24 protein-coding genes are annotated in these 22890 nt (G+C 42.6%); all 24 read right to left on the bottom strand.

The annotated features are described in order from the left end of the window. Window positions 1-516: a QcrA and Rieske domain-containing protein gene (locus tag GOP56_RS02560; protein WP_003338581.1), complete on the bottom strand. Its 516-nt coding sequence runs from the start codon at window positions 514-516 to the stop codon at window positions 1-3. Between the two features lie 339 nt (window positions 517-855). Further along, window positions 856-1293, bottom strand: coding sequence for a DUF2487 family protein (locus GOP56_RS02555; protein WP_022583856.1), 438 nt, complete (start codon window positions 1291-1293; stop codon window positions 856-858). Between the two features lie 76 nt (window positions 1294-1369). After that, complete coding sequence (locus GOP56_RS02550) at window positions 1370-1576, bottom strand: IDEAL domain-containing protein (RefSeq protein WP_003338579.1); 207 nt, start codon at window positions 1574-1576, stop codon at window positions 1370-1372. 10 nt (window positions 1577-1586) lie between these two features. Further along, window positions 1587-2702, bottom strand: coding sequence for a hypothetical protein (locus tag GOP56_RS02545; RefSeq protein WP_163246786.1), 1116 nt, complete (start codon window positions 2700-2702; stop codon window positions 1587-1589). Window positions 2703-2961: 259 nt separating this feature from the next. Next, window positions 2962-3909, bottom strand: coding sequence for a tetratricopeptide repeat protein (locus tag GOP56_RS02540; RefSeq protein WP_003338577.1), 948 nt, complete (start codon window positions 3907-3909; stop codon window positions 2962-2964). A 77-nt stretch (window positions 3910-3986) separates the two neighbouring features. After that, the gene (locus GOP56_RS02535; RefSeq protein WP_003341679.1) at window positions 3987-4637 is read right to left on the bottom strand and encodes an anti-sigma factor family protein; all 651 of its coding nucleotides are present in this window, start codon (window positions 4635-4637) and stop codon (window positions 3987-3989) included. Then, on the bottom strand, window positions 4634-5227 hold the full coding sequence (locus tag GOP56_RS02530) for an RNA polymerase sigma factor (RefSeq protein ID WP_003338575.1): 594 nt from the start codon (window positions 5225-5227) through the stop codon (window positions 4634-4636). The genes GOP56_RS02535 and GOP56_RS02530 overlap by 4 nt, the downstream gene beginning before the upstream one ends. A gap of 266 nt (window positions 5228-5493) precedes the next feature. After that, window positions 5494-6630 (bottom strand): amidohydrolase family protein, encoded by a 1137-nt coding sequence (locus tag GOP56_RS02525; RefSeq protein WP_121474023.1) that lies wholly within the window; start codon window positions 6628-6630, stop codon window positions 5494-5496. Window positions 6631-6978: 348 nt separating this feature from the next. Further along, window positions 6979-8127, bottom strand: coding sequence for a DUF4097 family beta strand repeat-containing protein (locus tag GOP56_RS02520; RefSeq protein WP_163244406.1), 1149 nt, complete (start codon window positions 8125-8127; stop codon window positions 6979-6981). Window positions 8128-8339: 212 nt separating this feature from the next. Continuing rightward, a complete protein-coding gene (gene aroA, locus GOP56_RS02515) occupies window positions 8340-9623 on the bottom strand; it encodes a 3-phosphoshikimate 1-carboxyvinyltransferase (RefSeq protein ID WP_163244405.1) in 1284 nt (427 codons plus the stop codon). A gap of 29 nt (window positions 9624-9652) precedes the next feature. Continuing rightward, the gene (locus GOP56_RS02510) at window positions 9653-10753 is read right to left on the bottom strand and encodes a prephenate dehydrogenase (RefSeq protein WP_163244404.1); all 1101 of its coding nucleotides are present in this window, start codon (window positions 10751-10753) and stop codon (window positions 9653-9655) included. Between the two features lie 165 nt (window positions 10754-10918). Beyond that, a complete protein-coding gene (gene hisC / locus GOP56_RS02505) occupies window positions 10919-12016 on the bottom strand; it encodes a histidinol-phosphate transaminase (protein ID WP_003338569.1) in 1098 nt (365 codons plus the stop codon). A gap of 29 nt (window positions 12017-12045) precedes the next feature. Continuing rightward, window positions 12046-12864 carry a tryptophan synthase subunit alpha gene (gene trpA, locus GOP56_RS02500; protein WP_163244403.1) on the bottom strand — a complete coding sequence of 273 codons (819 nt, stop codon included), beginning with the start codon at window positions 12862-12864 and terminating at the stop codon, window positions 12046-12048. A 1-nt stretch (window position 12865) separates the two neighbouring features. Then, window positions 12866-14080, bottom strand: coding sequence for a tryptophan synthase subunit beta (gene trpB / locus GOP56_RS02495; RefSeq protein WP_163244402.1), 1215 nt, complete (start codon window positions 14078-14080; stop codon window positions 12866-12868). Then, a complete protein-coding gene (locus GOP56_RS02490) occupies window positions 14052-14753 on the bottom strand; it encodes a phosphoribosylanthranilate isomerase (protein WP_163244401.1) in 702 nt (233 codons plus the stop codon). Before GOP56_RS02490 ends, trpB begins: the two co-directional genes overlap by 29 nt. Then, window positions 14750-15571, bottom strand: a complete 822-nt coding sequence (trpC, locus tag GOP56_RS02485) for an indole-3-glycerol phosphate synthase TrpC (protein ID WP_163244400.1) — start codon at window positions 15569-15571, stop codon at window positions 14750-14752. Before trpC ends, GOP56_RS02490 begins: the two co-directional genes overlap by 4 nt. Then, window positions 15561-16586 (bottom strand): anthranilate phosphoribosyltransferase, encoded by a 1026-nt coding sequence (gene trpD / locus GOP56_RS02480; protein WP_163244399.1) that lies wholly within the window; start codon window positions 16584-16586, stop codon window positions 15561-15563. The genes trpC and trpD overlap by 11 nt, the downstream gene beginning before the upstream one ends. Continuing rightward, window positions 16580-18124 (bottom strand): anthranilate synthase component I, encoded by a 1545-nt coding sequence (gene trpE / locus GOP56_RS02475; protein WP_163244398.1) that lies wholly within the window; start codon window positions 18122-18124, stop codon window positions 16580-16582. Before trpE ends, trpD begins: the two co-directional genes overlap by 7 nt. Window positions 18125-18391: 267 nt before the next feature. Continuing rightward, window positions 18392-18763 (bottom strand): chorismate mutase, encoded by a 372-nt coding sequence (gene aroH, locus GOP56_RS02470; RefSeq protein ID WP_003338561.1) that lies wholly within the window; start codon window positions 18761-18763, stop codon window positions 18392-18394. Further along, window positions 18760-19869, bottom strand: a complete 1110-nt coding sequence (gene aroB / locus GOP56_RS02465; RefSeq protein ID WP_163244397.1) for a 3-dehydroquinate synthase — start codon at window positions 19867-19869, stop codon at window positions 18760-18762. Before aroB ends, aroH begins: the two co-directional genes overlap by 4 nt. After that, window positions 19869-21032 (bottom strand): chorismate synthase, encoded by a 1164-nt coding sequence (aroC, locus tag GOP56_RS02460; RefSeq protein ID WP_003341697.1) that lies wholly within the window; start codon window positions 21030-21032, stop codon window positions 19869-19871. Before aroC ends, aroB begins: the two co-directional genes overlap by 1 nt. A gap of 121 nt (window positions 21033-21153) precedes the next feature. After that, window positions 21154-21321, bottom strand: a complete 168-nt coding sequence (locus GOP56_RS23265; protein WP_003338558.1) for a hypothetical protein — start codon at window positions 21319-21321, stop codon at window positions 21154-21156. An 89-nt stretch (window positions 21322-21410) separates the two neighbouring features. Continuing rightward, complete coding sequence (locus GOP56_RS02455) at window positions 21411-22190, bottom strand: CheR family methyltransferase (protein ID WP_003338557.1); 780 nt, start codon at window positions 22188-22190, stop codon at window positions 21411-21413. Window positions 22191-22306: 116 nt separating this feature from the next. Beyond that, the gene (ndk, locus tag GOP56_RS02450) at window positions 22307-22750 is read right to left on the bottom strand and encodes a nucleoside-diphosphate kinase (protein ID WP_003338555.1); all 444 of its coding nucleotides are present in this window, start codon (window positions 22748-22750) and stop codon (window positions 22307-22309) included. Window positions 22751-22890: the final 140 nt, after the last annotated feature.

Below are 22890 nucleotides of genomic sequence, written 5' to 3'. Positions count from 1 at the left end.
TTATCCGCTCACCCCTGGACGTGGATTTGGTACAATTTTACCTAAGTAAACTTTACCATCTTTAATTTCTACTTCGTACTCATCAAGCGATTGAGTTGGCGGAGTATTCAGAATGTGCTCTCCATTAATTGCATACCTACCAAAGTGACATGGGCAAAAGTACTCGTTTTTAAAATCTTCACTTGAATTCCAGCTCACGGTACAGCCCAAGTGCTTACAGACAGGCGACAATGCCAACAGCTTGCCATCTTCTAGCTTGCGAATCCAGGCAGACATTGTTGTTTCTGATTCATACCAGCCGTCTTTAGTATGAAGAGTAAAGTTCACGTTCTTTGGTTCCGGCCCAAAATCGCTTACATTTCCAACCGCAACTTTATCTCCAGCAGCCGAAGTTTTCAGCACAGGATCAATGGCAAAGCGAATCATTGGTGTGATCATACCTGCAGCCAAGAAACCACCAGTTCCCATGAGCGCATAGTTTAGAAACGTACGTCTGGAAATTTCTTTTTTGCTCATCTATTTCCCTCCTTATCCTGTTAGATTTCTTTCAGATTTCGACTACATGCATATAGGAAACACTAGGTCAAGACCAATAATAGCTAACCCCTCAAGTAATGTCAATAATATGACTCTTTAGAGTAACCATTGCTTTGCGAAAATACTGATAATGTTAAGATTTTGTCAAAAATTCAACACAATTCAGGCAAATTAGGCTGAAAAAGGAAGAGTTATCCAAAAATCCTTATCATTCCGTCTCTTTTTCACCCTGTTATTGGAAAGAAAGGGATTACTCATCCAGAATCAGGCTTGTCTGGCGAAAAGTAAATTCCCTTTCTTACATTTCTATAAAATAGTCTATCTTTTATGTTTTTGCCAAATTTGTAAAATCTCTTGATATAAAACATCACATGTAATTTGAAAGCGAATCTCTGACTCTAAATCTTCATCACTGATCGTTAAGAACTCCACATGAGTGTCTACATCCTGGTATTGTGGTAGATGAACATCGATTCCAGAAAAACGTAAAATAAAATTATAGTCAAATTCATTGGGTAATTGAATCTCGTTGGGTCCTGCGGCATCCTCTTTTATCTGATACATGAGGGGAAACAACACGATTCTTCCCTTCAATCGTTGTTCCACAGCCATAGCTAGACTAGAGAGGTAACCCATACGTGTAGCATTTGTTGCAATTGATAGCTTCTTGTCAAATATGTAATGCGGTAAAATTGCTGAATCATAATAAGGTCTAACTGCCTCAAACCCTTGCAGTTCTTCTACATTCCATTGCATAGTGCGTACCGCCTCTCCCCGTTATCTTAAGCTAAAACGAGGAAAAACGCCCGCTTACAAGCGAGCTCCTCATTTTTTAACCTGTTTCAGTTATCTCATATGTTAGTAATTCTTTCAATTCATTTGTCAGCATTAGAAACTTTTCCTTATTTTTTACAGCCAATGCTTCATCAATCTCTTTATATAGTGTGCGCTTGCGAAATTCTCTCACCTGCTGGTCAATCATGATCTCCGATAGCAATCCCGACATAAAACCATTGCCCAAGTACTTGGACTGTTCCATGACTAGTCCCTCATTTCATTAATATGGTGGTATCGACAAAACCGTTATAATCTCGCAGCCAAACCTCGCAAACGTCCGTTCTTTCATAAACCCACTCGCCTGCCCTCGATTGTCCTACCTTTAGCAATCCAACATGAACCATCATCTTTAAAATACGGTTCGATAGGATTTCCTCTCGTTTGTCATAATAAAAAGACTTCATCCAAGGTAGTAACAAATCGGATAGCTGTTGGGAGGAGTACCATTGATTAGAAGTTAGCATCGCTATCAACTGAACCAACAAGGGAAGATTAGGAATCGCTCGTTTATATAAACGAAACCAAAAACGGATGCATTCACTCTGAGTATGCAGGCTAATTCCTTGTTGGAGAACCTCTAAACCAATCGGTGTGATAAAAACGTGCTTCCCATCCTCAGCAATCCAACCTTTATGGTAACAAAAATCATAAAGTAGCGAGAATCGGTCTGGATATAGGTCAAAATGCAATCCATATCCAAAACGCCATTTCTGTGGAGCAAGTGGTTCCTCTTTTACGCTTAAAAAATGAAATAGCTGTACCTGAAAGCGTCTGTACATGCCTCCATCTTGAGTAAGAGGAACAGGCTCATTTTGCAGGAAACGGAGCAAAATCAGCATATCATCTAATAAAGCCGTTCCTTCATCACGATAAGCACTAGGGACCTCATTCTGGACTTTTATCCCAGGCAAGTGCTGGATCCATGTCTGTACATACAGCTCACGAATATCAACTGGGATTTCAAATTGTCCTTGCAGCCTACCCTTCGCGGGAAACATCCAACCTCGTTTTAAGGCAAACGCTACTTTTTTACGCGCCTCTTCCTTCTTTTCCTCACACTCCTCTACTTGTGCAATCGCTGCTTTTGCTAGTAAATCCTCGAGTGTATACCGCTCGCGTTTATCCAGAAATAACAGCAACAGGAAGTGCAGATCAGCCGAAGAAAGCTGCTCTAGCTCCGTTTGTATTGTCTTTTGATGTCGCAGCCCGGTCATTAAAGTCGTGACCAACTCGTTTTTCGAATGCGGATCGCACTGATAACCATAATGTCTCGCAATCTGATGTAATTGGGCAATATCAGCGTAAACGAGTACTTCAGCTAATTTCATTGCGCATCCCTTCTTACTTTGCAGATTTACATCCATTGTTGCCCAGTTCATTCTCGGATTAAACCTGCTCCAATCATTTTGATAAAGAAAACCTTGGACACATATCAAATCATTATTCGAATGCAATTGAGCCTATTAGGTGATGCGACAAATAAAAAAAGCACAGCTTTCACTGTGCTTTGTAAATCGCATGGGAAGAAGAGAACTGCGAATGAAGTCCAATCAGGCCGTTTGATTACCTTCAACTCAGCCTGCTGATTTATTCTTCGTTTGTCTCTTCTTGTAAATCCCATTGCTCCAATAACTTCTGATATTCTTTTGATTCCTCATAACGACCAGCCTGCATTAATAGAGCTGTTAAACGGCGGATATGTTCTACATCAAAACCAGAAAGATCTACATACTTTTTCAGCGCATCAATCGCTGCTTCTGTCTTTCCTTGGGATAATAAAATATCACTATGCAGCGGGTAGGCGATGACATATTCTTCATCAATCGCAATCAAGAGCTGAATATAGCGCTCTGCTTCTTCCCATTTGTCGGTATAGAAAGACATCAAAGCACAGCCATATACAACCTCTGGTAATTGCTCGTACTGCACTGCCTTTGTATAGAGTTGATAGGCTTCTTCAAATTGACCCTGCTGAGCAAATGTACGTGCTTTTAATACAAGCGCATGGAACGTGGTTTCAGAAATTTCATCTAACAGGTTTATGGCTTCCTGCACCTCGCCTGTTTTCATATACATCTCGCTTAAAGCCGCTCGCAATTCTTCATTATCTGGATCACGTTCGTGAGCAATTTTTAAATACTTTACAGCTACCTCTTCTAAATCCTGGATAGCATACAAGTCAGCCAGTAGGAGATACAATTGAATCTCTTCATAGCCTTCCTCTTTAAGCGCATACAGATATTCATGGGCAGCATCGTAGTCTGCTTCGTCTAACGCAATCTCCGCAGCCATAATTTTGGCTTCCTGATCCATCTCTTTTGGTATAGTGGGATTTGCTAGCAAATCTCGAATGATCTTAATTGCTTCCTGATTATGTCCAAGTCCATACCAGACATCTGCCAAACAGAACATTACTTCAGGAATTTCTTTTCCGTGTTCACCTATTTTATGTAAAACTTGCAATCCAAGTTCCATTTCATCATTTTCGATTTTATTAACAGCTTCCTCAATGATACGCAGCCATTTTTTTGGCATACGAAACACCCCATTTCTATAACTAAGCGATAAAAGACCGTCAAAATGACGGTCCTCTTCCTTTATTTTATATGATTTTAAGCTCTTGTAAACCAGCTCATAGTCAAAACCGTAATTAAAATCCCAAAAAAGCTTAAAATGACACTATAATTTGGTTTATTCGACGATGGTTCCATATCAGAGGTAATCACATTAACACGCATCTCTTTTTGTTGTTTTATTAACGGAGCCGTTGTTTCACCGCCAGAATCAATTGACTGAAATACCACATCTTGATCTGATTCAGAGGCAGTACTTACTTCAGATTTGACATTATCAGAGGACAGAGCTTCTGCTTTTGCAGTATAAGGTACAAACGAATTAAGATTGTCATCTGAATTATGATAAAGAGTGAAGGAACATATCATTAAAAGTACCATGGCCACACTAAGTCCAATACGTCGCATACGCACGGTTAATGTAAACACTTTTTTCCCAATCGGAATGGCCCATTTCTCTTCTGATAAAATGCGTGCCATGACGGCATCTACAATCGAAGTGGCAGGTGGATTAGCTATGTAGTCATCTTTATGCATTTGTATGAATTTGTCGCTATCTAGTAATACATCATATTTAGAATGACAGGAGTCACAACAGGCCAGATGGTTCTGAAGCCTGCGCTCCGATAACTCTGGCAAATCACCCTGTGCATAGTCATGTAACATTTCTTGTGCTTCATCGCACCTCATCGCTTACTCATCCCTTCAGCTTCTTCCAATTGAGAATCGATAAAATAGGATTCCAATTGTAATTTAATGCTTTGTCTAGCCCGAAATAAAAGAGATTTAACCGAACTAACCGTAAGATCGAGGATTTTGGCAATTTCATTGTAATCCAGTTGCTCATACTCACGTAAAATAAGCGCCGACCGTTGTTTTTCGGGAAGATTATTAATCGCTTGTCTCACCAGATCCTCACGCTCTGTTTGCAACAATTGTTGTTCAGGGAGCCGTTCAAAGGAAATGCTTGGAACCTGAACACTATCTTCCAAATAAACGTCAGCGTTACGACTTTTACGCAATTCACTCAATACGGTGTTGCGAGCAATGGTATACAGCCATGTTGAAAATGTAGCTTCCACATCTCGGAAAGAATGAAGGCTTTTATACGCTTTGTAAAAGGTTTCCTGACAAATGTCCTCGGCTATATGCTCCAGATGTGCTTGGCGAAGCATATGAGCAACAAAGGTCAAGATTTTCCTTTCATACCGACGTATCAGCTCGGCATAACTCTCAATATTGCCCTCTTTTATTTCGCGAATTAACTGGGAATCGGTCATTGACTAGGTTTACCTCCTAAGCGATTCCAAACTCCCCAGTGACCCATGCACTAAATTAGACCACGCAGATCACCAAAAGTTGCGGAAAAGGCATAAACTTTTTCAGCGATGAAGAATCCGCCTTCAGGAAAAGCATAGCCCTTCTGAAGGGACGCGTTCTACAACTCACCATTTCTTATGCAAAAGTAGCCTACGTAGAGTAACAAAGAAGAAAATCAGGGGACTTCATCATAGTAAGAACAGTATGAAAAAACCCCATGACGGGGTTACATCGCGTAGTTATATGGCCGTAATGGCCTCAGATGTTTTCCTGCACCAATTGTCGAATGATGAGTACCGTTCTGATAAATAAAGACGCCTTTCGACATAACTCTCACAGGATTACATACTTCGCTAAGATTGAGCATAGTGGAAATAGAATGATTTGTCAACCATTTGTCTTTTTTTAGGAACAATAAATCAGCATCTGCACCTGGCAACAAGCTTCCTTTAACCGGATAGCAGCCAGCCAGCTTTGCAACGTTCGTCGAAGCTAGCCGTACTGTTAAGGACAGGATTCGCTCTGCTTGTCCACGCGCCCAAAATTGTGATGGGACAGTTAACTCCTTGATTGAAGCATATAACGAATGGTGCGAATACCAATTTCTTAAGTGCTTCAAGATCCATCCATGCTCTTTCTGTTTTTCTTCAAGTTTCCCAACCGGCTGGAGATGATAAAAAGAAATCGCTTCATTTATTACGTCTTTTGTTTGATTTTCATTTATGCAGGTGCGAATTTTTCCATAATGGCAATATTGCAACCATGCTTCTATGATAATTTGACGATCTTCTTGGGAAATGGTTTCACCCAAAATGTGCAAATGCAATGACACTCTCTCCTGCAGAAGGAGCGGATATAGGCTATTCCAGTTAATTCGGTGCACTTCTTCTACTGTACACACTACAATTTGGATGAGACGGAATCCTTGTTTTATTAATTGCCGAATTCGATCGTAATGGCACTCAGAAGCCATGATTTCGATTCGTACTGCATAATCAAGTGGACTATTGTAATGGGGGGATAGCTGGTACATGCATTGTGACTTATCCATCCATTTGCCTATCTTAATCGTATCAATAAATGTTGTAATTCCTTGTTCGACTAGCATTTGGATCTGCTGAACGTACGATTGGGTAGGCCGATAATTGAGTGAATGTGCTTTCATTACCTGCAAAAATCCAGGCAAAATATAATAATCGGAAGCATCAATTTCTACTCTAGCTTGTCCACTACTCCATTCTCTGCGCAATGTATCTGGATGAGTGCGCACAATTTTACCGTTTTGAATCCAAATATCCGTTTGTTTCACCGCATGCTGTGTAACAACTGAAGCGTTACGAATTATCGTGAGAAGCCCATCCATGCTCGTCCCCCTCTATATCTTTTCGTTAGTAAGATTATCTTTACTACGAGCATATGTGAAATTTCGGTGATTATTCCCAAAATTTTAGGCTTCAGACCATTCGATTCAAAAAAAAACCGTTGATCGAATGAAAGCGCATTCAATCAACGGTAGCACACTTGTGCAAAATATTTGGATAGGAGTGGAGAGAAACCATACTGTACTTCTAATTATACCCATATTTAGTAACTTGTCAAACTATTTTTATCGTGAGTATATTTTTGAAAAGTACGTATTTTATAAAGAAATAGAACCCCAGTAAGGAGAGCTTTATTTACAAAATTCTTTCCATTACTGGGGTTTATTTTATTATCGTGTAGCATCAAACGTGATACTTCCTAAATCAGTTGATACCTGGATCGGAAAGGTCCCATCTCCCAAGGTTTTGACCGTCTTGACACTTGCTCCGCTCCGTTCAACTTCTAACTCATTCCCTGTAATACTTCCTAACTTGGTACTTGCTGTTAAGGTCACCTGACTCTCTTTTGGGATATGTATCATAACAGCCCCTAAATCCGAGTGCAGTTGCCATGGCCCATTAAGAACTACATCACTTGATACATTAATTTTACCGGCATCATTTCCTACATCCAGCGTTCCTTGCACTGATCCGCTCACTGTAATCATTCCTACATTTGAACGGAGTGTTGTATTCGAAATGTTCATCGCCTCAATAGCACCTGCGTTAGAACTGACTTTTAGCTGTTCGGTAATATCAGAAACCGTAACCTTACCTGCATCTGATTTCACATCTGCTTTCCTTACCTTCTTAATGTCCGTTACACCTGCTTTTACCTCAGAGATAATCTCCGTATTTTCGGGAACCATCACATATAAGGTTAAATCTCTAGCCTTATTATAGTTATCTCTGATCTCTATACTGGTTTCTTGTCCTTGTTCCACATTTACTTCTATATCCTTGGCTCTTTGCTGGGCCTCTTGCTTCGAATCAGCTTTCACATTCCCATCAACACGAATATGAAAACGTCCATCCGCCGCACCCTCTACCATAACCTTGCCAAAATCATTTGTAAGCCGAAGCGTTTTCATATCAGCCACTTCCAAATCCTTTTCCATGACTGTAACAAATTGCACAGGCCCCTTATAAAGCCGATTCGTTACTAGCTCCATAATGTTTCCATTAGAGAAAGCTTGGTAAACGTTTGCTCCCATAAGAATCACAACCATTAGGATCAAGCTACTAGCATCTAGTTTCCAGCCTGGACTATTCTCAGATGTTTGGAATAATTGACGGAAAATCAATTCAACTCCAATGATAATTAGGAGCAACGGCCAAAACTTTAAGACTGTTGCTAAAACGTTCGTATAAAAAAGTTGATCTACTAGAATACCAATCCCTACGGCTAAAACAGTTATGGCTAACTGCCAAGGACCTATCCGCTTTTGACGCGAGCGGTGGGATTGTAAAGATGATTGTTTTTCTTCCGGCTGACGCATGAACTTCTCCTCTCTAAACTACATCCGTTTGTGCGTTGGCTTAATTGTAGCATAACACATTTGATATCGGCTCAGTCCTTGGACGTATCTTCGACTAAGACCCCCGATTGTTTCATATAAATCTATCATTAAACAAGAAATAGCTCCTACCAATGATGATAGAAGCTATCCCTACTAAACGCTGTTAACTTATTGAATTAAATCCTCTACACTTACCGCTGACAAATGGAAGAAAGTAAGGTAGCAAAGCCAGGAAACGATACGTCGATTGCTTCAGCTTGTCGAACAATTGTTTCATCTTGTGATGCCAATCCCGCAATAGCCATTGCCATACCGATACGATGGTCACCCATACTGTTGATATCCGCGCCGTGTAAGTCGCATTCTCCGGTAATGATCATGCCATCATCAGTCGGTTGAACTTTTGCACCAAATTTCCCTAGCTGGCTTGCCACGGTTGCAATTCGATCTGTCTCCTTCACTTTTAATTCTGCAGCATCCCGGATAATCGTTTCTCCTACGGCTTGTGTAGCCATTACAGCAATCACAGGAATTTCATCAATCAAACGCGGAATGAGATCACCTTCAATAATAGTTCCATGCAATTTTGTATGAGCTACATAAATATCTGCTACGGGTTCCTCGTTCACTACTCGTTCATTGCGTAATTCAATAGTCCCACCCATCGCGCGGACTACATCAATAATTCCAGTACGTGTTGGGTTAATTCCCACGTTTTTAATCAGAAGCTCGCTTTCTGGCAGCATCATAACAGCCGCAATTAAGAAAGCGGCAGATGAAATGTCTCCTGGTACACTGATCTCCCTACCAATCAGTTTTTGCCCACCTTGCACGCTGACACTTTTTCCAGATTGGGTTACTTGGACACCAAAAGCTCGCAACATTCGTTCGGTATGATCGCGCGATACGCTTGGTTCTTCAACAGTTGTGGTTCCTTCAGCTTGCAAGCCAGCTAAGAGAATAGCAGACTTGATTTGCGCGCTAGCGACTGGGGAAGTATAGGTTATGCCTTTCAAATCGCCTCCACGTATGGATAACGGCGTGAACTCACCATTTTTTCGGCCATCTATCTTGGCGCCCATTTCACGTAGAGGACCTACTACTCGTCGCATCGGACGTTTCGCAATAGATTCATCTCCTTCTACTACACAATGAAATGGTTGCGTAGCCAAAATACCACTCATTAAACGAATGGTGGTACCCGAGTTGCCTACATCAAGCTTTTGATCCGGTTCTTGCAATCCAAACCAGCCTTTCCCATGAACTGTTACACGATCACCTTCTCGCGCTATTACAACGCCCATACGGGAAAAACAATCAATCGTACTCAAGCAATCTGCTCCTTGTAAAAAACCACTTATATGCGTGGTTCCCTCTGCCAGTGCCCCAAACATGACAGCCCGATGCGAAATCGACTTATCTCCAGGTACTTGTGTTTCACCCTGTATTCTCTTAGCTGGTTGAATGGTTAACATGACGTTACTCCTCTCTTTACTTCCCTCTTTTAGTCTCTGCGATACACATTGTAATCAAAATACCCAAGGAGTTCTATGCCTTTTGCCAGCTCTGTTTCATTGCGAAAGCTGATTCGCAGCGCGCCATATTCGTCCTCACGTGTTTCTCTGATTTGTATGTTCGTAATACTAATTTCCTTACTTCCCAGTAAAGTGGTAATTCTACCAATCTCACCTGGATGGTCAGGAATATCCATGTATAAATCATGTAAAGCTGGAATAGCCCCTGGGCGTCGTTCCGGTATCGAGTCACGGAATTCACGCGCATCTTGGAAAAACGACTCAATCTCGTTTGCATCCTCCTGCTCCAGCGCATGGATAATCGCAGTAAAATCCTCCTGCCAATCGCGAGCGATCTGTAACAGATATGTCTTATTGCTTAATAATACATCTCTCCACAGTTTAGGATTGCTAGAGGCAATACGAGTGATATCACGAAATCCACCTGCTGCTAATCGATGATACCATGGTTTTTGCGTGTTGTATTTCGATACTTGATTGACTAATAGAGCAGCGATCAAATGAGGAAAATGACTGATTGCCCCAACGATTTCATCATGCTCGTCAGGCTGTAGCACAATGACCTTTGCACGTAACGGCTCAAGCACTTCCTTCAAAAGCTCTACTTGCTCATAAGGTGTCTCTTCATCTGGTGTAAGCACATAAAAAGCATTTTCAAACAAACGTTCATTTCCTGCTTCTACTCCTGATTTATGAGATCCTGCCATGGGATGACCCCCGATAAACGTAACACCTTTCTCACGTAAAATGCGCGCACTCTGTACTACCTGATATTTAGTGCTCCCTACATCCGTAATAATCGTTCCTTCTTTTAAACGCAATTGAGCAACTGATCGCATAAGATGATGGATTTGCTCTACGGGAGCTGCAATAAAGATAATATCCGCTTCCTGCACAGCAAGTTGCAGGTCTGTGCTTCCAGAATGGATAACCCCTTTATCTATTGCCTTGTCCAATTGTTCCTGGTGTAAATCAAACCCGACAATTCTGTTGAGAGGGTTCTGACGCAACGCAAGTCCAATGGAAGCTCCTATTAATCCAACTCCCAGAATGGCAATTGTTCTATTCATATTCTCCGCTCCACTCCAAAGAATCTCTCTATTTTTCGTCTATACCTGTCCTCATATTTTGCATGAGAACAAAGGAGTTCATTTAGATAGTAGAAAAAGCCGGTGTTGACCGGCCTGCTCCACTACTTTTCTTCTTACTTTTTGCCCTATTATTTTTTTATTTCGCTATTTTTTAGCAGCTTCTGTCACTAGACTTTCCAAAGCTGCTAACAGCTTATCGTTTTGCTCGCTATTTCCTATCGTGACACGCAGATAACCGGGATGACCGAGCGCATTGCCTGAACGAGTGATAATTCCTTTTTTCAACAAGTATTGGAAGGCCTCGTCTGAATCTCTCTTTACCTCCAATAAAACAAAGTTGGTTTGAGAAGGGAAATAGTGTAAGCCTAGTTCATCACATTTATCTGTGATTCGCTTCATTTGTTGACGATTTTTCTGGCTACATTGTGTCACAAATTCCTGATCTGAAATCGCTGCACGTGCTGCGACTTGCGACAGGGAACCTGTATTGAACGGTCCACGCACATGATTCAGATGTGAGACGACCTCTGGATTAGCTATACCATACCCGATACGCAGAGCCGCCAATCCATAGATTTTCGAGAATGTACGTAAAATAATCATATTTTTATATTTATCAAGGAGCGGTATGGTTTGAGGGTAATTTTCATCCACCACATATTCGTAATAAGCTTCGTCCAATACAACTAATACGTTAGCTGGTACCTTTTCTAAAAAAGCAAGCAGCTCATCAGATGTATTCATTGTTCCAGATGGATTGTTAGGGTTGCAAACCCAAACCACTCGGGTCTGTTCATTGATTGCAGCTAGCATCGCCTCTAAATCATGAACGCCATTCTTTAGAGGGATTTCGAGTAAATCAGCACCCTCTACCGTCACATTAGACCTGTATTGAGAAAATGTCGGGGTAGCCATTACGCTATTGGTCCCCTTCTCCAGATAAGCACGGGAAATCATTAGTACAATTTCGTCAGAACCATTTCCGAAAATCAATTGTTCAGGTTGTACGTTTAAAAATTCTGCAAGTTCCCATCGAAGTTGCATACTTCCACCATCTGGATAGATAGCCAGATCATTCATAGCAGCAAGCATCGCTTCTTTTACAACTGGGGAATAACCGTATGGATTTTCATTAGAAGCTAATTTAATTACTTCTGTAAGTCCTAATTCGCGCTTTACATCGTCGATAGGTTTTCCAGGTTTGTACACCGGAACATTTAAAATTCGCTCTTTTGGTAGCACTTGTCCTCACCCCATGCTTTTTGTTTCTGTTATTTTAACTCATTGGATAAGGATTTTACAAACTTTTTCACACGTTCTAATCCGCTGTTTCGCATCTCCTCACTAGAGAGGGCCTCGATATTTTTCTCAACCTCTCTAACAATTGCGCTTCCCACAATCACAGCATCCGCATAACCTGCAACAGCGCGAACTTGTTCAGGAGAAGAAATCCCAAACCCTACTGCAACAGGTATACTGCTATTTTCACGAGCAGTTTTAATTAAATCATCTAATTCAAACGGAAGATTATCTCTAACCCCTGTAACCCCCAAAGACGATACGCAATATAAAAAACCGTCTGCTTCTTTGCCGATCATCTCGATTCTCTCCTGTGATGTTGGCGCAATTAATTGAATCAAATGTATTCCGTTTTTCTTTGCCGCCCCACGCGCCTCCGCACTCTCCTCAAACGGCAAATCAGGGATAATGGCACCATCAAGTCCATACGCCCGCAAATCAGCAAAGAAACGTTCCACACCATATTGCATGACTGGATTACAATATGTAAAGATCACCAGCGGAATGCTCACCCCTGATGCACGTAGCCTCTCTCCTAATTGAATAGCGTCTTTTAATGTCACACCCTGTGCTAAGGCACGCTGTGAAGCTCGTTGAATAATCGGCCCATCTGCCAAAGGATCAGAATAGGGAACCCCAAGCTCAATGACATCAGCTCCCGCTTCAATAAGCTTGTGAACCAGTTCAAAGGTGACATCTAAAGAAGGATCTCCTACCGTTATGAAAGGAATGAATCGTTTTACTGTTCGATCAGCAAACAGCTCTTCCATTCTTGTCATGGTATGTTGCATGTTAATTCTCCTCCTTGTTCAGATGGTTTTGTAAGGTATGAACATCTTTATCCCCGCGTCCAGAAAGGCATACAGCGATGATTTGATCGGAATTCATTCGCGGAGCGCGCTTTATGACCTCCGCTATAGCATGAGAGCTTTCCAAGGCAGGTAGTATCCCTTCTAATTTCGTAAGCAATTGGCAAGCCTCTAAAGCTTCCTGATCAGTAATTGCCACATACTCCACTCTGCCGCGGTCTTTTAAATAAGAATGCTCGGGACCAACACCTGGGTAATCAAGTCCAGCCGAAATGGAATGAGCTTCCTGCACCTGTCCATCATCATCCTGCAACAGATATGTTAGGGAGCCATGAATAATACCTGGACGTCCTTTTGTTAATGTTGCCGCATGCTTGTCTGTATCCACACCTTCTCCTGCTGCTTCTACTGCAGTCAATCTCACCTGATCCCCCACAAATGGATAGAAAAAGCCAATGGCATTGCTCCCTCCTCCGACGCATGCGATAAGTTCATCAGGTAAGCGCCCAAGCTGCTCCAGAGATTGGGCTCGTGTCTCTGTTCCAATGATTTTTTGGAACTCCCGCACCATATAGGGATATGGATGAGGTCCCATCGCCGAACCAATTACATAGTAGGTTTCTTCTACATTACTCACCCAATAACGAATTGCTTCATTGGTAGCATCCTTTAACGTGGCTGTTCCTGATGATACTGGAATAACCTCTGCTCCTAAAAGCTTCATCCGAAAAACATTTAACTCCTGGCGTTTAATATCCTCTACTCCCATAAAAACCTTGCAAGAAAGTCCAAGACGCGCGGCTACAGTTGCACTCGCTACCCCATGCTGGCCAGCTCCTGTTTCGGCAATAATAGCTTGCTTCCCCATTCGTTTAGCCAGTAACGCTTGTGCCAAGGCATTATTTAATTTGTGAGCGCCTGTGTGATTTAAATCTTCTCGTTTTAAGTAAATGTGTGCCCCTCCCAGATGCTCACTCAGACGTTCAGCATGATAAAAGGGAGTCGGCCTACCCGAATAAAAGCGAAGAAATTGATTTAATTCTGCATGAAAGGTCTCATCCTCCAACGCTTCCACTAAGCTTTTCTCCAATTCGATTAATGCCTTCATTAAGGTTTCAGGAACAAATCTGCCCCCATATTCACCAAATCGACCTGATCGTAGGACAGAATCATCTCGTACATTCGTAGCTTGTGCCATGCTGCTTCACCCTTTCCGCTAAAATTGTTATTTTGTGAGCATCCTTTTCCCCATTGGTCTCTACACCGCTGGAAAGATCAATTAAGGCTGGTGCATATTTGCTAAGTAAAGTCTCTACATTCTCTATTGAAATACCACCAGCAATGATTGCTTGAAAGGGAGCTACCATTCGTTGCAAATCGGGAATGTTCTCCCAGGCAAATTTTTTACCCGTACCTCCCGCTTGTTTTGGATCATGCGTGTCAAATAAGTAGGCTTGCACACTATTTTTGTAGGAGGCAAGCTTTTCTATAATGGAATCACTCCCTGTCCCGATGCCAATCGCTTTCCATACAGGCTTGCCAAAGCGTTTTTGGGCCATTTGACAAAATTCTGGCGTTTCTTGGCCATGCAATTGGATCACGTCCAGAGGGACCTGATTCACTATGCGATCAAGCTCAGATACATCTGGATTCACAAAAACCCCTACTAGATGCGGGAAAGGTCTGTTCATATTTTCTAAAACCTCTGCATCCGCTGAAGTCTTAGCCTCTGCAATCAGAGTCCTAGCCTGCTCTACTGTCACCCGACGCTTACTTTCGGCAAACACCAAGCCTGCATATTCCACGCTAAGCTTCTGCAATAAGACCAGTGTATTCGCGTCTTTTATCCCACAAATTTTTAAGGCGGTCATATTGTGTCACCTCGTGAAATCACCTGAGGCTTCATATGTTGATCTTGCATTAGCTCACGAACGGCTTGAACTACGTCCTGCTGACGCATGAACTGCTCACCTACTAAAATGGAGCGCGCTCCCGCCATCCCGACTAAATGAACATCTTCCGCTGTCGCTAACCCACTCTCACTTACGACAGGAATGCCGCTAGGAATCAGCTTCAATAGATCTACGGAAGTATCTAGATTCGTGGTGAAGGTTCGCAAATCTCGATTATTAATGCCGAGTAGCATAGGTTCTACTGCCGACATCACCTGCTCTAATTCCGTTTGATCATGAACCTCTATTAGCACATCTAGTCCGATCTCTACTGCCATTTGATAAAAGTGCTTGATTTGTTCAGAATCCAGAATGGCTGCAATCAATAAAATAGCATCCGCTCCGCTCACTCTTGATTGTGCAACCTGATATTCATCAATAGTAAAATCTTTGCGTAACAACGGCTGAGGAACCAATTCTTTGATCATCTGTAGATACCTTAGTTCACCTTGAAAAAACGTTTCGTCCGTTAAAACTGAAATCGCATCCACACTAGCTTCCTGATAAGACCCAGCAATAGCGGCAGGGTCAAAATTAGCACGAATGATGCCTTTTGACGGAGAAGCTTTTTTTACCTCAGCAATTAAGCTTACCTTCCGAGGGCTTGTGGTAAGAGCGTTGACAAAACCGCGAGTAGCTGGCAGTGCTTTCATCTCCGTTAGCATCTGTTGAAGACTTGTTCCTTGACGCAGGGTCGCCACTTCTCCTCTTTTTTGCTCCACAATTTTACGAAGCATGATGAACCCTCCTCATGACCTGACGTAGTTGTTCAAGCTTACGTATTGCATTTCCATTGTCGATCAGCTCAGCAGCCCGGATGACACCCTTTTGCAAGCTACTTACGTTATCCGTGAGGTACAGAATGGCACCTGCATTGAGCAGCACAATATCGCGTTTCGCACCCCGTTCACCTTTAAAAATTTGCTCTAGGATTAGCGCGTTGTCTGCTGCATCACCCCCTGCAAGCTCTGCGGAGGTCCCAAGCCTCAATCCTAACCGCTCCGGGTCAAGTCGATACGCCGATACCTCACCATCTCTTAATTCAGCTACTTCGCTTTCCCCTGTAATCGTTAGTTCATCTAAACCGTCTAGTCCAGCAACAACCATGGCTCTGGATACACCTAACTCACTTAATGTCTTGGCAATCGGAACCAGCAATCCACGATCGTACAAGCCTAATAACTGGCGATCAGCCCGAGCAGGATTGGTTAATGGCCCCAGTAAATTGAAGACCGTCCGTATCGCCAGCTCTTTTCTCGGTATAGCCGCATGGCGCATTGCTTCATGGTATAGGGGCGCAAATAAGAAGCAAAGGTTGGTTTCTTCCAGACATTCTCCCGCTTGCTCAGGCGTCAGTTGAATCGGAATCCCTAGTGCTTCTAACACATCAGCGCTACCACACTTGCTAGAAACGGCACGATTTCCATGTTTGGCTACACTAACACCGCCACTAGCGGCTACAATGGCTGAGGCAGTTGAAATATTAAAGGTAGAAGCACCATCTCCCCCAGTGCCGCATGTATCAATCACGTTTTGCTTAGCAACAGGAAATGCTTTAACCCGTTCACGCATCGCTTCTGCAAAGCCAATCAATTCTTCAACCTGTTCACCTTTTACCCTGAGTGCCGCTAAAAATGCTCCGATCTGTGCATGTGTTGCTTTTCCATCCATGATTTCACCCATCGCTAATCGAGCCAGCGTACGATCTAGATGTTGCTTTCGGGTAATCTTATCTAAGGAGGTCGTTAGCATAACGCTACCCCCTTTGGTTGAAAATGCAGCTCTGCCTTTTCTAGAGCTTTGACCATTGCTGCTGCCTTATTCATTGCTTCTTGATATTCTAGCTCCGCTACTGAATCAGCGACGATGCCGCCTCCTGCTTGTATATGCACATGATTTTGTGTAAACAACAGGGTACGAATCGTAATGCAACTGTCTAAATTTCCAGTAAAGCTGAAGTAACAAATCGAGCCTGCATACGTGTGACGAGCGTCTTGCTCCAATTCTGCAATGATTTCCATCGCTCGCAATTTAGGAGCGCCAGATACAGTACCAGCAGGAAAAGCGGCAAGAAGAGCATCAAAACAATCCAAATCTTCACGCATCTCTCCTGACACATCTGAGACAATATGCATCACATGCGAATAACGGTCTACATGTAAGGGGTTTTCCACCTTTACCGTACCGTATTTGGAGACTCTCCCTACGTCATTGCGGGCCAAATCAACTAGCATATGATGTTCCGCTAATTCTTTTGGATCAGCCAGCAATTCTTGCTCTAACGCCAAATCCTCCTCGATTGTTGCTCCACGTTTGCGAGTTCCAGCTATCGGACGAACCTCAACCTTCTTGTTCTGAACCTTTACTAGCACTTCCGGTGATGCCCCTACCAAAGTCGCTGATCCAAATGGTAGATAATACAGGTAAGGAGATGGATTCGTCGTTCGTAGCATCCGATAAACGGCAAATGGATCCACATCCGTCTTCATCGTCATGCGTTGAGATAGAACAACCTGAAAGATATCTCCGCTGGCAATATAATCTTTTGCTTTAGCGATCATGGTCTTATACTCTGAGAGACTCATGTTACTTTGCAGGCTGCTGGTCTCTGGCTTTTTGACCGCTTCGTCTAGCTGACTTAATTGATATTGCTGTAGCCTTGTGTCCTTCGGTATAGGTGTATGCAGGATGTGATCACGTAAAGCGACCAATCGGGCACTAGCCTTTGCATACTTTATCTGCAACGATTTTTCTGTGTCCTCCTCAGAAACTCTAATGTGAACCATGCATTGAATTTCTTGCTTTGCATGATCATAAACCAGCATTTCATCTACAAAAACGACATGCATATCCGGGATATCAAGCGGTTGGTTCTGATGCTTAGGCAATTGCGTCTCTACATAGCGCAATGTATTATATCCTAAATATCCGATTGCTCCTCCTGTTAACGGTGGAAATTCAGCAATGGATGGCGCTCTATATTGCTGACATAATTCTCGAAGCACTTCCATTGGATTGCGGTTATACTGCTCTCGTTCCCCCGATTCTTTAAGAAGCGTCACCTGCTGGTCTATCGCTTCTACTCGCAAAAAGGGGCGTAGTCCTATAAAGGAGTACCTAGACCAGCGTCCTCCCCCTTCAACACTTTCTAGTAAAAAAGCTGCTTGTTCCGTACATTTTTGATACAAACTGATCGGCGTTTCCTGATCAGCTAACAAAGTAAGGCGAATGGGAATAAAATTGTGTGTAGATGCATAGTGCTGCACCTCTTGAAATGTGGGCTCTAACATGGACAACACACCTCTCTTCTTTTGATAGAAGAGGATGGTCGTATAGAAGATGGGATAATATGTAAGACAAAAAACACCCAGGAAAGAGTCCTGGGTGTTGGTTTATAGCATAACGAAACCAGTCTCAACTCTCCTCGTCTCATACAACCTATCTCTTCTCAACTCTACTCGGCTCTCGACTAACTTACTAACTTGCTCGTAACTACCTTCATGCTCTGAACTTGTAAAACTTGCTCTTACTTTACAAAACCTAGCCCCTACTGTCAACTATTCTTTTACTAAATCTGGGCGTAATCGAATTGCTTCTCCTAGAAAAATATGCGTAATTTCATGTGGAGACTTGTCAGTATTGATGTGAAGCATAACACGAATACAATTTTTTAAACTCCCAGCCACAGGAATTTCTTTTGCACACATCAGGGGAACATGCTCCCATTTTAAAAACTCACGGGCAGCCTGAGCTGGAAATACAGCATCCAGCTCCTCTGTCATCGTGATTATAGCACTTGCTATATCGTCAGTCTCAATTTTATTTTGATGAATCATTTCACGTAAAAGCTCAGCTGTTGCCTCTAAGATTTCACTTTTATCATTTCGGATGACCGTTGTTGCACCACGGACTCCTCGTACCTTACTCATTTTTGTGATTCCTCCCACTCTTCGCTCATAAACCGTAGTACATCTTCTTCTTTTACCCTAGGCACGATCTCTACATGCTCCATAGATGTTGGCAAAACAAGTGTAAGTGTACCTGCTACGCCCTTTTTATCCAAATGCATTGCCCGTAAAACATCTTCTGGATGCAATTCTTTTGGCCATTGAGTTGGGAGTCCAAAGGCTGTAAGCACTCTTTTTGTACGTTTTGCTACACCTTCTGGCGACATTCCAATGGATTCTGCATAACGGGCGGCTAAAACCATCCCAATGGAGATTGCTTCACCATGATTAAGCTGACCGTAACCAGTTAACGCCTCAAAGGCATGACCAAAGGTATGACCTACATTTAAGGTCATGCGAATATCTTGCTCAGTTTCGTCTTTGGCTACTACCGCCGCTTTCACGGCACAGCCGCGATAGATGGCTTCACTAACCAGTTTTGCATCCAATTCCATTAGGCCTTTTGCATGCTCCTCCAACCATCCAACAAAGCCCTCATCTGAAATCAGTCCATGCTTGATCACTTCCGCAAAGCCAGCGGAGATTTCTCTGCGAGGCAATGTTTGCAGAGTATCCACATCATAAATAACCATCAAGGGTTGGTGAAAAGCCCCAATTAAATTTTTGCCCAAACGATGATTAATCGCTACCTTGCCACCTACCGAGCTATCATGAGCCAATAAGCTTGTGGGAATTTGCACAAAATCAATTCCACGCATATATGTAGCCGCTACAAAGCCTGCCAGGTCACCTACGACTCCACCGCCTAACGCTAGCACGACAGATTTACGATCAAGTCCTGCCTCAATAGCAGCTGTCATCACCTCTTCATAAACAGCAAACTGCTTCGCTTTTTCACCAGCTACAACAATGTGGGAAAAAACCTGGTATCCCGCTTGTTCTAGAAGAAGCTGCAACGGCTTCAAATAATGCTGCGCCACATGAGCGTCTGTAATGAGGAATAATTTTTGAGAGACTTTGATGTTTGCTTCCTGCAATAGGGCAGGTGTTTGGCTCAACAAACCTGCCCCAATATGAATAGGATAAGCTCTTTCATTCAAGTCAACTAGTAACGTACGTTTTTCCATTAGAATCTCTCCGTATAAGCTCGATATTCTTCTACGTTTGCCACCATATCGTCTAAAGCATCGGACGGGAACTTCTCACACATGGCACGCGCTATTTCCCAAGCAACAACTGCTTCGGCAACTACACTTGCTGCTGGTACAGCACAACTATCTGAACGTTCAATAGTTGCTGCAAATGGCTCCTTCGTATCGATATCTACACTCATTAACGGTTTATATAAAGTAGGGATAGGCTTCATTACACCTCGCACAACGATAGGCATTCCAGTGGTCATACTGCCCTCCAAGCCGCCTGCTCGATTTGTTTTGCGACTGTAGCCTTTTCCTTCTGTCCATTCAATCTCATCGTGTACCTGTGAGCCTGGCAATCCTGCCGCTTCAAAACCGATTCCGATCTCTACTCCTTTAAAGGCTTGAATGCTCATAATAGCTTGCGCCAATCTAGCATCCAGCTTGCGATCCCATTGCACATGACTACCTAAACCAATCGGTACACCTTCCACAATTACTTCTACAATTCCGCCTAAAGAATCGCCTTCTTCTTTAGCACGATCGATAAGCTCCATCATTTTTTTCTCTGCATCAGGGTCAATGCAACGTACAGGTGAATCCTCTGTTATTTGCATTAGCTCATCTAGGGACAATTCACGTTCTTGGGCCACTACCTGTCCAATCTGCTTAACATGCCCAGCTACCCGAATACCGAATTGGGATAACAATTGACGTGCCACCGCACCTACGGCTACACGCATTGTCGTTTCCCTCGCACTAGAGCGCTCCAGAATATTTCGCATATCCCTTTGGTGATATTTAATAGCCCCATTCAAGTCAGCATGACCAGGACGCGGACGTGATACACGACGACGTGCTTCATCCTCTTCTGGCACAGGTGTAGCACTCATAATTTTTTGCCAGTGGGTCCAGTCATTATTCTCAACAACCAACGTAACAGGAGCCCCCGTTGTATAACCATGACGAACACCAGATACGACCTGAACAGTATCTTTCTCAATCTGCATCCGGCGACCTCGGCCATGCCCCTTTTGGCGACGGTGTAATTGTTTGTTTATTTCGTCAAATGAAAAGGGGAGATTGCTAGGAATTCCTTCAATAATAGCTGTTAATTGTGGTCCGTGTGACTCTCCTGCGGTTATATATCTCACTCTTCTCTCCTCCAGTCAAATCCTTTAACACTTTTAAGCGATATAATATCATACATAGCCTAAGATGAAAACAAAAATAGACAAAATGCTTCTCACAATAAGGAGAAGCATTCTGCCATCTCTATAGATGATCGATTGTTATCAGTCGATCAGCCTGCTCACGATAGTAGAGTCGCTTCTGCATTACTAGGTTTTCCAGCTGGCGAGTTTCCGCTCCTAGAATTTGTCCGCACTCCTGCAAATTGATGAGCCCAAGTCGATACGCTTCAATCACCTTTGATTTATCCATTGACTCGTTGCCTCCATCTGGAAATGTTTATCTTCCTAGTAGCTATTGTTCAATAAATAAATCATTGGTATACATCTTTCATTACGATTTTACAGTGTTTTTTTGTAAAAAAACGTATCTTCTACTTCAAACTGATATTGTTGCGGCTGGAAAATTTGCTCTGTGCTTCCCACAAACAATACGCCGCCAGGGCGTAGGGCACGACTAAACTTTTGATATAATTCATGCTTCGCTTCTTCTGTAAAATAAATCAAGACATTTCGGCAAATAATTAGATCAAAGCCTGTATCAAACGACTCCGCAAGCAGATTATGCTTTTTAAAGTTCACGGCATTTTTAATTTCTTGATCTAAACGATAAGTAAGCTGGTCCTTATGAAAATATTTCTGTAATAAATCTTTAGGGCAATCCTGTAAGGAACGCTCCAAATATACACCCTGCTTCGCTTTCGCCAGCGCTCCCTCGTCAATATCGCTAGCAAGGATGCTAGAGGACGCTAGTAATTGCTTTCTTTTTAACACAAGTGATAGTGTATACGGTTCTTCTCCCGTCGAACACGCTGCGCTCCACACCTTCAAACGACGGGATTCTGCGTATAATCTTGGCAAAATTTTATTTTCGAGCGTCTCCCATCTGCCTGGATTTCGGAAAAACTCTGAAACATTTATTGTCATCCGATCCAAGAATTCGTAAAATAAATCCAGATCTTTATTCAGGGCCTCAAAATACGCGACAAAGCTGTTATATCCGCGCTTGATTCGTAATGAGGTTAATCTGCGTTTCATTTGTGCTTCTTTATATAACGCTAGATCAATCCCTGTTTTCTTTTTAATCAGTGCAATAAATTGCAAGAAGTCTTTATCCTCCACTGTGTGTATCCCCCTTTTGCCTTACTCCAAGCCATTCGTTACACTATTCGTCAAATCCTGCTACGATACGAAAAAAAGACCTTCAAAAGAAGGCCCTTCTTACGAAATTTGTCATTTTAGATCCAACGAGCGATCGTTTTTTCTACGGAAACGATTTCATCCTTTGAGAACCAAAGACCAATTTCACGCTCTGCACTTTCAGCAGAATCAGAACCGTGAATGATATTCATGCCTACAGATACTGCGTAATCACCACGGATCGTACCAGGTGCTGCATCTGCTGGGTTCGTTTTCCCCATCATGTTACGGGCAGTGCTAATCACCTTGTCGCCTTCCCATACCATTGCAAATACAGGACCAGAAGTAATGAAGTCTACTAATTCACCAAAGAATGGACGCTCTTTATGTTCAGCATAATGCTCTTCCGCTTTTTCACGGCTCACATTCATTAGTTTAGCGCCAACCAAAGCAAAGCCTTTTTTCTCAAAACGGGCAACGATCTCTCCTACAAGATTACGTTGTACGCCGTCTGGCTTTACCATGATAAAAGTTTTTTCCATTCGAATGCCCTCCATACCTCTATGTAGAAAATATTTGTACCAACGAAAATTTTATCAGAAGAAAGCCGTACAAGCAACCGCTCAATTGCAGAAACTTCAATAAATTTGATCGATATGGAAAAGTTGTTATTTTCATATAG

The sequence above is a fragment of the Brevibacillus sp. 7WMA2 genome (genome assembly GCF_010748895.1).
Taxonomy (GTDB): domain Bacteria; phylum Bacillota; class Bacilli; order Brevibacillales; family Brevibacillaceae; genus Brevibacillus_B; species Brevibacillus_B halotolerans.
This window is presented reverse-complemented; position numbering and strand designations above follow the sequence as displayed.